This is a genomic window from Streptomyces sp. NPDC050759 (assembly GCF_044456945.1).
Classification (GTDB): Bacteria; Actinomycetota; Actinomycetes; order Streptomycetales; family Streptomycetaceae; genus Streptomyces.
The window spans coordinates 363955-377601 of the sequence record NZ_JBITGI010000001.1 but is presented as its reverse complement, the minus strand read 5'-3'; the positions used below and the strand labels follow the sequence as shown (position 1 = coordinate 377601).

4 protein-coding genes are annotated in these 13647 nt (G+C 70.2%); 1 reads left to right on the top strand and 3 read right to left on the bottom strand.

Features of this window, described 5'->3' with window-relative positions:
• Positions 1 to 12: 12 nt before the first annotated feature.
• The 3 genes from ACIBJB_RS01620 to ACIBJB_RS01610 are packed head-to-tail and all read right to left on the bottom strand — an operon-like array spanning position 13 to position 12475.
• Positions 13 to 4155 carry an Eco57I restriction-modification methylase domain-containing protein gene (locus ACIBJB_RS01620; protein WP_398925391.1) on the bottom strand — a complete coding sequence of 1381 codons (4143 nt, stop codon included), beginning with the start codon at positions 4153 to 4155 and terminating at the stop codon, positions 13 to 15.
• Complete coding sequence (locus ACIBJB_RS01615) at positions 4155 to 7205, bottom strand: helicase-related protein (RefSeq protein ID WP_398925389.1); 3051 nt, start codon at positions 7203 to 7205, stop codon at positions 4155 to 4157. The genes ACIBJB_RS01620 and ACIBJB_RS01615 overlap by 1 nt, the downstream gene beginning before the upstream one ends.
• A 47-nt stretch (positions 7206 to 7252) precedes the next feature.
• Positions 7253 to 12475: a DEAD/DEAH box helicase gene (locus tag ACIBJB_RS01610; RefSeq protein ID WP_398925387.1), complete on the bottom strand. Its 5223-nt coding sequence runs from the start codon at positions 12473 to 12475 to the stop codon at positions 7253 to 7255.
• Between the two features lie 202 nt (positions 12476 to 12677).
• Here ACIBJB_RS01610 and ACIBJB_RS01605 point away from each other — a divergent pair, with 202 nt between their 5' ends.
• Positions 12678 to 13643 (top strand): serine/threonine-protein kinase, encoded by a 966-nt coding sequence (locus ACIBJB_RS01605; RefSeq protein ID WP_398925385.1) that lies wholly within the window; start codon positions 12678 to 12680, stop codon positions 13641 to 13643.
• Positions 13644 to 13647: the final 4 nt, after the last annotated feature.

Genomic DNA, 13647 nt, shown 5'->3' with positions numbered 1-13647 from the left:
GGGTGCGTGAGGTTATGCGGGGTGGCGGGGGCCGTGGCCGGGGGGTGGGTCGAGGAGAGTCTGGTAGGGGGTGCCGGTTGTGCGGGCCTCGGCCATGCGGTCGTAGATGTCGAGGATCAGGGTCTTGGTGCGGTAGGTGCCGTGGGTGGCCTCGTCCTCCCTCTTGACGATGGGGAACGTCTCCATGATGTGGTCAACCTCGTCGCGGTCCAGGTCGTAGAGGTGGAAGAAGGCGGCGTCCAGCTCGGCGCGGAGCAGTTCGCGGCGGGGTTCGTTCCAGCGGAACGGGGGGCCGTCGTCACCGAGGTCGGCAGCGAAGGAGGCCATGCTGGAGCTGGTGTACACGAGCTCCAGAGCGCGAGCCCCGAGCCAGTCGGCGACTCGGCCGTCCAGGTAGGGCTCCTCGGCTTCGTAGGCGCCTGGAGGGAGCACTGCGAGCTGCTCGAACTGGAAGAAGTTCAGGTTCGTGCCGGCCAGCTTCTGACGGAGCACGTAGTCGAGAGCGAAGGCCGTCGTGTTCGCGTACAGAGCGGCTCGGCTGCCATCTGCGGTGGGCAGCATGAGGTTGGCCGAGTCGCCGAGGCCGTGGGCGGGGAAGGCGAACGAGAGCACCGTGCGGCGGTCGGTCGATCGGCAGATTTTCCGGAAGCCGGTCAGCCACTCGCTGTCCCAACCCTGCTCCGCCAACCGCGAAGCCACCCCAGGCTCCGCGACCGGCTTGCCCTTCCTGTCCTTCTTCCCGGCGAACACGTCGAACTCCGGCACCCAGTACCGCGGCATCGGCACGAACCCCGGATCATCATGCTCCTCCGGCGTCAGCCGAGGCAGCGTCCCCATGTTGGCCTGTGCCTCGGTCTGCCCCTCGTACGTGCCGAGCCGGTGGTCGAAGTGGTGCAGCATCTTCGCCTCGTACAGCGGGAGGTACCGCTTGCCGTCCCGCTCGAAGACGTTGCCGTTGAGGGTCCAGTCCTCGGCCGCCAACTCGTCCTGTGTATGGAACAGGTGGGAGTCGTTGGACATGTGGAACATGGTCATGAACGACAGCCCCCACGGGTTGCCCTCCGGATCCCCCTCCCGGATGAGCACCGGCACCCGGCGATAGATCCCCAGCGTGATCTCCGCATCCCGCCGCGACCGGAACACCGGCAACGTACCCGTGTTCGGGTTGACCAGCAGAATCTCCTCCGGCGGCATCGCGAAGCGGCGGGTCGGCAGGTCCTCCATGTACCGCGTGCCGAAGGCGAACGACGCCTCTCGCACCCGCTCCTCGCGGCCCGCGACCGTCAGGAGGCAGAAGCGGACCGAGTGGTGCACGGCCCGGCTCAGAATGAACGCCTCGTTCTCGAAGTCCAAGAAGGACGCCAGCCGCGCACTGCGCACCAGGTCCGAGAAGAACGGCGCCGTCGTCGCGTCCGTCGCGATGCCCGTCGGCAGCACCAGGCCGAAGCGCCCGTGCGGGGCGATCCCGTGGGACGCCGTCTCGGCGAACACCGCGTACGTGTTCACGTCGCCCCGGCCCGCCAGCGGGAAGCGCCCGGAGTCGCGCAGCAGATGGCTCACGCCTTCCGCCACGCGCTTGGCCGCGACGAAGTCCTTGAGCAGGTCGCGCTCCGCGCGCTCCTCGCTCGTCGCCAACGCCCTGATCAGCCGCTCCCGGGCCGCCTTGTTCGCCGCCGTCGCGATCTTCTCGCTGCGCGTGGCGAAGAACTCCTGCTCCTGGAGCTTGACCCGCTCCCACGGCGGGTTCCCCAGCACACAGCTGAACCCCCCGCCCCACCCGGTCCGCTCATCCACCCCCACGGCCGACACATCCGAGTCCTCCGGCACCGAGAACACCTCGGGAAACTCCAGATGCCAGTGGAAGAACCGGTACGCGTCCCGCAGCCGGGCGACCTCCCCCCGCGTGCCCTCCGGCAGCTTGGCCCAGCCGCCCTCCCGCAGCGCCAGCAGCCCCTCCACCGTCAGCGCCGGCGGACGCGCCTCCTCGGTCTTCTCCCAGACGAACGCCGCGCACCACGCGTCGGCGAGATCCCGCTCCCGCACGTACTCCGAGTCGGGACCCTCTGTCAGCTCCACATACGCGTCCCGCTGCTTGTGGACGTAGTGCAACTTGTCGTTCCGCGCCGCCGTGATCCCCGCGGCCCGCTTCGCGAGCCTCCTGTTCGAGGCCGCCAACGCCGTCGTCGACCCGAACAGCTCGCCCTGGTGGACGCCAGCCAAGCGCGCCTTCCAGGCCTCCCGTTCGGCCTGATTGCGCTTCCTGAGCCCGGTGACCCACTTCTTCTCGTCGCCCTCGATGGGCTTGAAGGCGTCGTCCGGCAAGCCCTCCGCCAGCAGTTTCGGTGTCGCGCCGACCAGGCCGTTGCCGTACTTGATGTGCGAGTCGAGGAAGCTGAGCGGCTTGCCCGGCTCCAGGGACTCGATCCACAGCGACACCTTGGCCAGCTCCACGGCCATGGGGTTGAGGTCCACGCCGTAGACGCACCGGCTGATCACGTCCCGCAACGCCGTCCTCGTCGCCTCCGCGCTCGGCTCCGGCGAGTCCGTCCGAACTGCCGCCAGCCGCTTGGCGATACGGCGGGCCGCCGCCACCAGGAAGTGGCCCGAACCGCACGCCGGGTCGCAGACGGTCAGCCGCAGCAGCGCTGCCTCCTGCTCCTCCGGCGTCGCGCCCGACTTGACCGCGTCGTCTATGACCGGGTCGAGTGCCGAGTCGAGCAGGCAGTCGATCAGCGGGGTCGGGGTGTAGTAGGAGCCGGTTGTCTTGCGCTCGTTGCCCGCCAGCGTGCGCAACTCGAAGGTGTTCGCAGCGGGGTTGAAGCGCGGCACCAGCTCCAGCAACGACTCGTAGATCGAGCCCAGTTCCTCCGCGCCCAGGTGGCGGTAGTCGACCCGGCGCGGACGACCCAGCTTCGGGTCGATCACCACCGACAGTGCCTTCACCGCCGTGTACAGCGCCTCGTTCGGCAGCTCCAGGCCGTCCAGGACCGCGTCCGCCTCCGTACGCTCGAACAGGCCGCCCAGCCCCGGCAGACCCAGCTCGGGCCGGCCGCCCTCCCGGCCCAGCCCCTCCAGGACCAGGCGCAGCGCGTGCCACTGGTCGCCGTGCGGGCCGCCGGTGCGGCGCGTGGCCGTACGGCGCAGGCGGGCCGTCGAGAAGTACTTCTCGTAGCGCTCACGCACCTCGGCCGAGGCGTCCTCCGGGACCAGCAGGCCGCGGTCCTCCGCCACGAACAGGAACAGCAGCCGGTACACTAGGTGCAGCAGCGCCGGGTGCATGGCCCGGACCGTCACCTCGGACTCGTCCAGTTTCCGGCGGAACTCGGCGTTGTCCCGGTGCTGGATGAAGCCGCTGCCCAGGGTCACCAGGGCCTTCTCCACGCCCAGCCGGAGCTGCTCCATGGCGCGGGTGCCGCTGGCGATCGCCTCCGTGCGCCACTTCTCCAGCCAGCACGCGGCCGCTCCGCTCTCCCCTCGCGGTTCGAAGCGGGAGCGGTGGGTCAGGCGCCAGAGGAGGAGGAAGTCGGCGAAGCGGTCGCCCTCGAAGACGGCCTCGATGTCGAACTCGACATAGGCCGAGCCGACCATGGACGTCGAGTCGCGGAGCAGACGCAGCAGGCGGCCGTTGGACAGGAGTCCCCACAGGGTGGCCTGGCCGCTGCGGTTCAGGTACTCCTGGAGCAGCGACTGCGGGGCCGGGCCCGGCACCAACGCTGCCCTGCGGTCCAACTCGACGTTCCAGCCGGTCAGATGGACCGGCACCGCCTGCCAGACGTGGCTGACGGCGAACCGCTTCTCACCGTCAGCGGACATCAGGCCGCCCGTCGGGGCGTTCGCCAGGCGGCCGTAGCCCAGCTGCTCGAACAGCGGCAGCAGCCAGCGCTCAATCGTCACGCCCACCGCAGGGACGCCCGTGTTGTCGAGGGCGCCGTCCTTGTCGAGCGCGTCCTGGTAGGCCGTCCACACGCCCTTCAGATAGGCCCAGGACCGCTCGGCCGCGTCACGGACCGTGTCGTTGGCCGCGAACAGGCCGTAGTCCTTGGGCTGCGCGCCCGGCACGTCCTTGCCGTCGCGGACGCGGGTCAGCATGTCCGGCGGCAACAGGCCGCCGACGGTGAGAACGGAGTCGGTGACGACGGTCTTCGCGAGGCTCATCAGAGGGCTTCCCCGTTCATGGTCGCGGCGTCCGTGCCTTCGAGGACGGGGACCGGCAGGTAGTGGTACACGCCGAGCACGTCCGGGCGGCCCTGGACGTCCACGCGCAGGCCCCGGCGGAACGGGCCACTCACGCCGCGTACGTCGCGGAAGGCACCGCGCACCCGGCGGTGCGAGTCGAGGAGGCGGGCCGCGAGGTCCTCGCCGTGCTCCTCCAGGTTGGGCATCAGGGACTCCAGGGAGCCGAGGATGCCCTCGACGCGGTCCTGGGCGAAGGCGCGGTCGGTGTTCTGCGCCGCGCGTGCCTCCAGCAGCGCGATCGCCTCGTCCTCCGGCAGCCAGTCTGGGTTCGCCGCAGAGCCGCGGAACGCCAACAGGCGTGCGTCCTCGGCCAGTTGCGGCCGGACCACGCCGTCACGACCCGGCAGTGACAGCTGGAAGCGGTAGCGGACCAGAAGGAGCGTGGTGCGCTTGGTCACCGCCGTCGTACGGACCACTCCGCAGCGGCGGGCCGGACGCTGCCACGGGGGCATCAGGTCGTCCAACGCCGCGTCGAGCACGAAGCGGGCCACCGCCGCCACCACCGGGTCGGTGCGGGTCAGTGCCACCTCGCCGCGCGGGGCGGTCGGGGTGGCGTGGAAGGCCACCGGGCGGGGGTGACGCGGGCCGAGGAGGGTGGCGAAGGCGTCCCGCAACGCCGCGGGCAGCGCCTCGGAGTTGAGGGTGAAGCCCTCCGGTTCGTCGCGCACGGGACCGGCGATCCCGCGCAGGGCCGTCAGCGCGTGGCGGGCGAAGCGGCGTACCTCCTCGCCGGTGCCCAGTGAGGCGCGGACCTCGGCGACTTCCTGGGCCACCTCCTCCCGCTTCACCGCGTTCTGCGCGTACCGGGACTGCGAGGTCTTCTCCCGCTCGGCGGCGCTCTGCCAGGCCTGGTGCAGCTCGGCCGTCCGCCTGCCGACCTCCGACTCCACCGCGAACAGGGTCTCCTGCTCGTACTCCGGGCGCTCGCCCCGCAGGATCAGGCCCTCCAGGACCGCCTGCATCACGTTCTCGGAGGAGTCCGGCACCGGCACCGAGATACCGGTCGCCTTGCGGATGCGGGCGTGCTTGCGCAGCAGGACGTCCAGCACGATGCCGTCGATCGCGTTGTCGGCGCCGTACAGGGTGACCGCCTTGACGACGTCCCGGCGCTGGCCGAAGCGGTCGACGCGGCCCTCGCGTTGCTCGTGGCGGGTCGGGTTCCAGGCGAGGTCGTAGTGGATGACCGCGTCGAAGCTCTCCTGGAGGTTCACGCCCTCGGAAAGGCAGTCGGTGGCGACCAGCACCCGGCGCTCCGGGGGAGCCTCGCCGTTCTCGTCCTCCTCGGTCAGCTGGGCGATACGGGCGACACGCTGGTCGGGGGAGAGCTCGCCGGTGACCGCCTCGACTGCGTACGCCGTCCTCCCCGTACCCTTCTTGCCTTTGCCGCCCTTGTTGAGGGCCGCGTCGAGGTGCGTCCTGACGTACTCGGCGGTGGAGATGAAGCGGCAGAAGACGATCGGGTTGTAGCCCTCCGCCAGCAGTTCCCTCACCGTGTCGATGAGCTGCTTCAGCTTGCGGTCCTTGACGGGGCCCGCGAGTGCCTCGGCGGCCTTCGCCATGGCCAGCAGCCGGGCTCTGTCCTCCTCGTCCAGCGTCTCGGCGTCCGGGGCGGAGGCGCCCGGGGCGAGCAGAGTGCCGGGGACGGCGTCGGCGGAGTCCGCCGCCTCGTCGTCCGCCGGGTCCGTGACCGTACGGCTGCCGATCGCGTCGGCCTCGGTCACCGAGTCGGCGTCCTGCACGCCGGCCCGGGTGTGCAGGGTCTTGCGGACGGCCGCGGGGGAGGAGCCCAGGGCGCGCAGCAGAGCGAGCGCCGACCACCAGCGGATGCGCTGCTGGAGGGCGCCGTCCGCGCTGCGGACCGTCTCGCGTGCGTAGGCGATGACCTCGTTCAGGAGCTGCCGGTAGTCGGGGTGCAGGGTGTAGTCGACCTCGGCCGAGAGGCGGTCGCTCGGGAAGTTCGCGTCGTCGTGGAAGTCGTCCCGGATGTCGGCGCGGCGGCGCTGCACGAAGTGCTGGGCGAGCAGGTCGCGGCCCGCCTGCCGGTCGAGGCTGATCGACTCCAGCCGCTGGTCCAGCAGGCCGAGCAGATTGCGGAACGGCTCCTCCTTGCCGCTGTGCGGGGTCGCCGTGACCAGCACGAGATGGCGGTCCGGGTCGTTGGCGAGGGTGCGCAGGAGGGAGTACCGCTGCTGGCGCTGCTGCTTGGCGCCGCCCTGGCCGGTGTCGGCGACACAGGTGTGCGCCTCGTCGACGATCACCAGGTCGGGGCAGTTGTTGATGAACTCGTCCCGGTGGCGCGGGGACTTGATGAAGTCGGTGGAGACGACGTAGTTGCGGTCCGGGCGGAACACCGACTGCCCGTACAGGCGGCTGCGCTCCAAGCGGCCGATCGTCGAGGCCAGCACCAGCTCGGCGTCGATGCCGAACTTGCCGCGCAGCTCCGCCCGCCACTGCTCGGCCAGCGCCGGGCTGCACAGCACCACCAGGCCACGGGCATCGCCCTGGGCGAGCAACTCGGCCGCGATCAGGCCGGCTTCGACGGTCTTGCCGATACCGACGTCGTCGGCGATCAGCAGCCGTACGGTCTCCTGGCGCAGCGCCATGAGCAGCGGCACCAGTTGATAGGGGCGCGGCTCCACGGAGATCCCGGCGAGCGAGCGGAACGGACCGGCGCTGGAGCGGAATCCGATCCGCAGGGCGCTGCGCAGCAGGCCGGCCGCGCCCTGGTCGCCCAGATCCGACGGGCTCGGCGGGGCGAAGCGGGCGTGCTTGACCGTTTCCATGGCGGTGAGCACCCCGGCGATGTCGTCGTCCGTGCCGCCCAGCGGGCGCAGCACCAGCAGTTCGGGCGTCGACTTGGGCAGGACCACCCATTCACGGCCACGGGCACGCACCAGCAGGCCCACCGGGAAGTCCGGGTGGCCGTCCTGGGCGGCTGCGGCGGTGGTGGACTGGCTCGGCGACGGCATCGGCGGACCTTTCGGGAGGGACGTAAGAAGGAAGGGCGTGATCGCGGTCAGTCGTCGTTGCGGCCGAACACCGAACCGTACCTGCGGGTGATCTCGGACCAGTCATCGTCGTGGCGGAAGCGGACGACCTCCCACCCGTCGTCGTACAACCGCTCCTGGGCATCCTCGTCACGCTGCGCCTGCACGTCGGAATCGTGGTGCGGCCCGTCGATGAAGACTGCGACCGGGCCCACCTTCGTCTGGTACACGAAGTCCGGGCGGGAGAGCGCGCTGGAGACGAAGAACTGCTGCTTGTCGGGCAGCCGCAGGCCGTTGCTGACGAGAAACGCCACGAACTTCTGCTCCAGCGAGCTGTCGGCGCCGTCCAGGAGTGCCTGGGTGCGCTCGTCGCGGGAGACGCCGGGGACGGTGTCGGTCACCCGGGCTCCGGCGAAGCGGAGCAGGAGGTCCCGCACCAGCTTGCGGTCGATGACCTGGTGGTGGCGCTGGTTGCCGAAGGACAGCAGGCAGTCGTAGCAGCCCATCTCGCAGGCGGGCCCGCCCTCCCGGCCACCCTTGTCGGCGCCGTCCGTCCCGAAGTGGGCGATCTCCAGGGCACGGGCCGCCGCCCGGCGCAGGGCGTCCGGCTCGGCCTGCAGCCGGCGCAGGACGCCCGCTCCGCCCTCGGCGCTCTCGATGAACAGGATGCGGTCGCGCGGGCCGTCGTAGGGCGGCAGCTGCTCGGTGTCCAGCTCGCCGTCCTCCAGCTGGAACTCGGCCTCGATACCCCGCTCCAGCGCGTACTGCAGGGTCACCGCCACGTCCGGGGCGATCTTCTCCGCGAGCTGGAGCACGAGGATGTTGCGGGTGTCCTGGACGTAAGGGACCACCGGGACCTTGCGCTCCGCCTTCTCCGCTGCCTCCAGCCCGTCCTGCTCGTCCGAGGTCAGCGTGCCCGGCTTGTCCTTGTCCTTCTTGGCGTCCAGCCACTTGCCCTCGACCGGGTCCAGCCAGAAACCGGAGCGCTGCTTGCTGCGGCGGTAACCGAGGTTGGTGAGGCGGACCGTCGCGCTGTCGCCGTAGGTCAGCCCGGCGAGCGGGGCGCCGTCGGCGTCGCGGGCGGCGGCGTTGAGCGAACCGTCGCGCTCGCCGTGCTTGTTGAACTTGTACGACACCTCGACCACGTAGCCCGTGCGCTGCCGCTCCTCCTCGTCCGAGGAGATCCGGTCCCGGCGCTTGGTGAAGACCGTCCGCAGCTGGAGCAGGTTGTAGCGGGCGTCCGTCAGCTCGGTGTCACAGAAGTCGCACCTGTTCTCCAGCTGCTCGCCGATGTGCAGATAGCCGCAGTGCTCGCACACCTTGGCCTCTTCGGTCTGCAGATCCCCCGAGGCGCTGGTGGCCAGCTGGACGCGGTCCACCTGGTAGCGGCTGCCCTCGTGGTAGATGAAGGCACCCGGGCCGAACTCGCGGATCGCGATGAACCGGGAGCGCTGAAGGTAGTCGCCGTCCCGGCCGCGCGCGGCACGGCCCGTGCCGGGAACGAACGCGGCGAGCGGCAGCCGGGGGAAGGAGTACCCCGGCAGGAAGCCCTCGGAGGCCAGGTAGCGGTACGGCGTGAAGTCCGACAGCGGGCTGTTGCCCCCGGTGTCCTCGTTCTTCAGCAGCTTCAGCTGGGTTTCCGCCTGGTGCCGACGGCGCTCGGCCTGCGCCGAGGCGTCTTTGCCCAGGGTGTTGTCGAGGATCCGACGGTGCTGGATGTCCCTTTCCTTGAGAGCCTTGCGGAACAGCTCCTCCCAGCGGCCCAGCGCCTTCTTGAACCGCCCCGGGGCCCTGTCGACGGTGCGCTCGAGCCACTGGTCGTCCCACCAGGAGGTGTCGGAGAGACGGTCCATCGACTCCTTGAGCACCGCGATGGCCCGGCGCAGCGCACGCCGCTGGGCGGCGGGGTCCTGGATCTGCTCGACAACGTTCGGGAACAGGCGCAGCGACGGCGAGTCGCCCGCGGCGTCCAGGATGTGCGGGATGCGCTTGCCCAGCTCCAGCCCCGTCTCGGCGAGCCATATGGCGTTGATGTGCGAACGGACCAGGTCCTCGTTGGCGAGGTCCAGCCGGGGCGGGGCGACGGCACCCGCGACCATCAGGTTCGAGCGACGGAAGTAGTACTGGTCATGGCTGTTGCCGGTGGCGCAGTACGTGGTGACCAGAGCCGGCTGGCCCTGGCGTCCGGCCCGGCCGCTGCGCTGGGCATAGTTGGCGGGGGTCGGCGGGACGTTGCGCATCGCGACCGTGTTGAGGCTCGCGATGTCGACGCCCAACTCCATGGTGGGTGAGCAGTAGAGAAGTGGCAGCTTCTTGCCCTCGCGGAAGTCCGCCTCGCGCTCCTCGCGGATCTCCGTGGGCACCTGAGCGGTGTGCTCCCGGGCGACCAGACCGGCGAGGGTCGAGGCGACCTCCTTGTAGAGGTTCTTGAAGAACGGGTTCACCCGCGGGCCGCGGCCGTCGCCGTAGGTGCGGCGCAGCCGGTCGACGGCACCGAACTCGTCGTCGCGGGCGGTCCACACCACCGTGGTGTGGTTGATTCGGTAGCCCGGCTCCTCCCCGCGCCCGGTGGGCACCTCGGTGAGCAGGCCGGCCTCCGCCAGCACGTGCGCGAGGTCGACGATCACCTCCTGGGCCTCGCTCATGTCCAGCGGCCTGCTCACCCCCGGGAACTGGCCCGGCCTGCGCAGGAATCGGCCGAAGCCACCCCTGGCGGTGATGTTCAGCTCGCTGCGCGCCCGGTTCGGGCGGCCCGGCCGGACGTACGCCGTACCGGGTGGCGGCGGGGTGCGCTCGGTCTCGGCGAGTCCCCAGGCGTCGTTGAGCAGGTACGACAGTTTGCGCATCTCGTCGAAGTCGGCCTGCTCGAAGGCGGGGAAGTCCACGGCACGCACGCGGCGCAGCTCGTCGAAGAGGATGCCGGCGAGTGCCGCGCGCTTGGCCGGGTCGGCGGCGCGCAGCGGACGGCAGGCCCGCTCCCAGCGCTCCTCGTCCTCGGCGATCTCCCCCAGGTCCGCGTACTCCAGCCGCAGCAGGCCGGTCTGCTCCAGGTTGGGCATGGTGACCCGCCAGCCGCGCTCCAGGTCCAGATACAACCGGTACTCCACCACCCGGGTCAGGGCCCGCAGGGTGCGCTTCGCCTGCTGCGTCGCCTCCTTGGGGTTCTTGGAGTAGTCCTGCGGCACCAGGCCCAGCTTGGCGACCACGGCGGGCGCGACGTCCTCGTGCGGCAGCCCTTCCTCGCCGGCCTCGACCATCGCCCGGTAGAGGCCGCCCCGCAACTGGGTCACCAGAACGAAGTCGTTGAAGTGCCCGGCCTGCAGGCTGGCATCCTGGCGGTTGTCGACGAAGGTGAGCAACTTGCGTGCGTCCTCCTTGAGTTCGCTCTCCGGAAGCTCCTTGAGGTGCCGGACGACGCTGGAGCTGATGAGGGAGGTCGCCGTGGAGCGGCCCTCGCGTTCCATCGTCATCAGCTTGGCGAAGTCGTTGCCGCGCGGGGACTCGTAGCTGACCCCGCAGTTCAGGCAGAACATGAAGGGCATGGGGATGTAGGTCGCGTACAGGCCCTGCTCGCGGTCGACGACCGAGCCGTCGGGCTTCACCCACACCGGCTGCGGCACCCGCTTGCGGCGGCTGTCGGCCAGTACCTGGACGCCCTTCTTGTCGTCCGTCACGATCCAGCTGTCCGGGAAGCGCTGCTCGTCGATCGCCCTGCCGGTGTCGTCGGGCCACGGGTGCTCGGCGCTCACGTACAGGTAGCCGTTGTCCTCGTCCTCCTCGTTGCGCGGCCGGAAGGCGAGGGAGCCGTCCTTGCGCTCCTCGCGGGCCACCGTCAGGTACTCCTGGCCGCACTCGCGGCAGAAGGACAGCGGCAGCAGGATCTTGTCCTTGGCGCCGGGCACCCGCAACTGGTAGGTGCGGCTGATGTGCCGGGTCTCCTCGTCCTCCAGCGATACGTACACCGAGTCGCCCTTGGACATGAACTGGTGCAGCCGGAAGGCGAACAGCGGCCGCTTGTCCTCGTTCTTGGCCTGCGAACCGGCGTGCAGGGTGTCGCGGATCGCGGCCACGCAGCCCTCGTACGACTCGCCGGTGCGCTCGGCGAGCCTGCGGGCGGCCTTCTCCACCGTCGTCGGCTCGGCCCGCACCAGGGCGCCCTTGTCCGGGCCTTCGGTGAGCGTGCGCAGACCGAACTCGGTCTCGATCCAGCAGGCGAGCGGATCGTCCCTGAGGGCGTCGTAGTCCGTCGAGGGCGCGTTCGCCCTGATCCGCACGGCGAGTTCGGCGTCGGTCGGCTCCTGGTCACGGGTGGCCCGCACGAGGGTCTCGCCGACCACGCGGTCCGGGGTGACAGAGGCTGAGAAGAGGGTGGTCGCGACCTCGGCCACGGCCTGGCGCCGGTCCTCCAGCGTCCCTTCCGTGGACATGGTCGCCGACGTGCCGACGACCTGGAGTTCCGGTGCCGCGCAGGCGTCCCGGACGCGGCGGACGAGCAGGGCGACATCGGCGCCCTGGCGGCCGCGGTAGGTGTGCAGCTCGTCCAGCACCAGGAACTTCAGGCCCCGGGCATGGCGCTCCAGGACCTTGCGCTCGGTGGGCCGGGTGAGCATCAGCTCCAGCATCACGTAGTTGGTGAGCAGGACGTCCGGCATCCGCTGGAGGATCCGCTCGCGCTCGTCCTCCTTCTCCTGCCCGGTGTAGCGCTCGAAGGTGACCGGCTCACGGCCCTCGCCGTAACCGTGGCGCAGGAACTTCTCCAGTTCGAGCATCTGGCTGTTGGCCAGGGCGTTCATGGGATAGACGATGATCGCCTGGACGCCCGAGGCGGTGCCCTCCTGCTTGGCGCGCAGCACCTCGTTCACGATCGGGACGATGTAGCCGAGGCTCTTGCCGGAGCCCGTGCCCGTGGTCAGGACATAGCTGCCGCCGGCGCGGGCCGCCTCGATCGCGGCCCGCTGGTGCCGGTGGAAGGCGATGGGGCGCCCCTCCTGGAGGGAGCCGCCCTTCTTCTTGCCCACTCGGAAGATCCGCTCGCACTCGGGGTGCAGCAGCCCTTCCTCCACGAGTTGGGTCACCGTGCCGCCGGGGGCGAAGCTCGGGTTGAGGGACAGCCAGGGGTCGGGCCACTGGTCGCCCTGCACAAGCGCTTCGTGGACGGTGTCCTGGATCCGGTCGTTCTTCACGAGGACCGAACTGGTGGTGAAAGCCCGGTAGTCCGCGATCAGCTGCTCGTGCACCTTGAAGACGTCCACAAAACCCTCGCTCGTTGCCGCGCCTACCTGCGCCTTTCACCGTATCGGGTGAGATGGGGCCGGTGACACTCATTGTCTGAGTTCCTATCCGACCATAGGATTGTGAACTCAGTCAATGGATGCGGAGGATCATCTTTGTGAACTCGCATGGTTGAAGGGTGGGATGCCCCGGCGTACATGACAGTGGCACACTCGGTCACCTATGGACATCGGAACGCTCATCGCCAAGCGCTACCGCGTCAAGAGCGCCATCGGTCACGGCGGTATGGGACAGGTGTGGATGGCGGACGACGAACACCTGGGCCGGGGTGTCGCCGTCAAGACGATGACTCCGGCGAGCGGGCTGACACCGGCCCAGATCGCGCTGGACAGCGCGCGGTTCGAGCGGGAGGCCAAGGCCGTGGCCAGGCTCGACCACACGGGGCTCGCCGCCGTGTACGACCTGGGTGTCGAGACCGGCACGCACTATCTGGTCATGCAGTACGTCCAGGGGCTCGATCTCGGTGACTACATCGCGGAACGCGAGCAGCTCACCCTGGAGGAGGCCGCCGCTGTCGGCGTGCAGATCTGCTCGGTGCTGGCGGCCACCCACACGCGCAACATCGTCCACCGGGACCTGAAGCCCGGCAACGTACGCATCCGCACGGACGGCGTCGTCAAGGTGCTGGACTTCGGTGTCGCCGCCATTCTCGACGGCGACACCAAGAAGCTCACCACGACCGGTGAGCGGCTCGGCACCTTCCAGTACATGGCGCCCGAGCAGGTCATGGGTGAACCCGTCGATCCGCGAACCGACCTGTACGCCCTCGGCTGCCTGCTCCACGAAATGCTCACCGGCAAGCCGGTGTTCGAGCACGAGGCGCCGCTCATGGTGCCGAGCCTCCACACGGAGGCCGCCCCGGAACCGCTGCGGCTGCTGTGCCCCGACGTGCCGGAGGACGTCGAGACCCTCGTCCTGGAACTGCTGGCGAAGAAACCGGCCGACCGGCCCGTGCACGCGGGCGAGGTGTACCGGCGGCTGGCCGCGCATCTGCCTGCGCCGGGCACCCCGGAGGGGGCCCTGGTGCCATGGGCGGAGGCCGATCCGCGCCGGCCGTTCCGCCACCCGATGGCACCGGACGCGCGCCCCGTCCGGCAGTGGGCGAGGGAAGCGGGCGGGGCGCGGTAACCGG

Coding starts and splice junctions, on each gene's coding strand:
- ACIBJB_RS01620 (WP_398925391.1), bottom strand. CDS start 4,155: ATGAGCCTCGCGAAGACCGTCGTCACCGACTCCGTTCTCACCGTCGGC.
- ACIBJB_RS01615 (WP_398925389.1), bottom strand. CDS start 7,205: ATGCCGTCGCCGAGCCAGTCCACCACCGCCGCAGCCGCCCAGGACGGC.
- ACIBJB_RS01605 (WP_398925385.1), top strand. CDS start 12,678: ATGGACATCGGAACGCTCATCGCCAAGCGCTACCGCGTCAAGAGCGCC.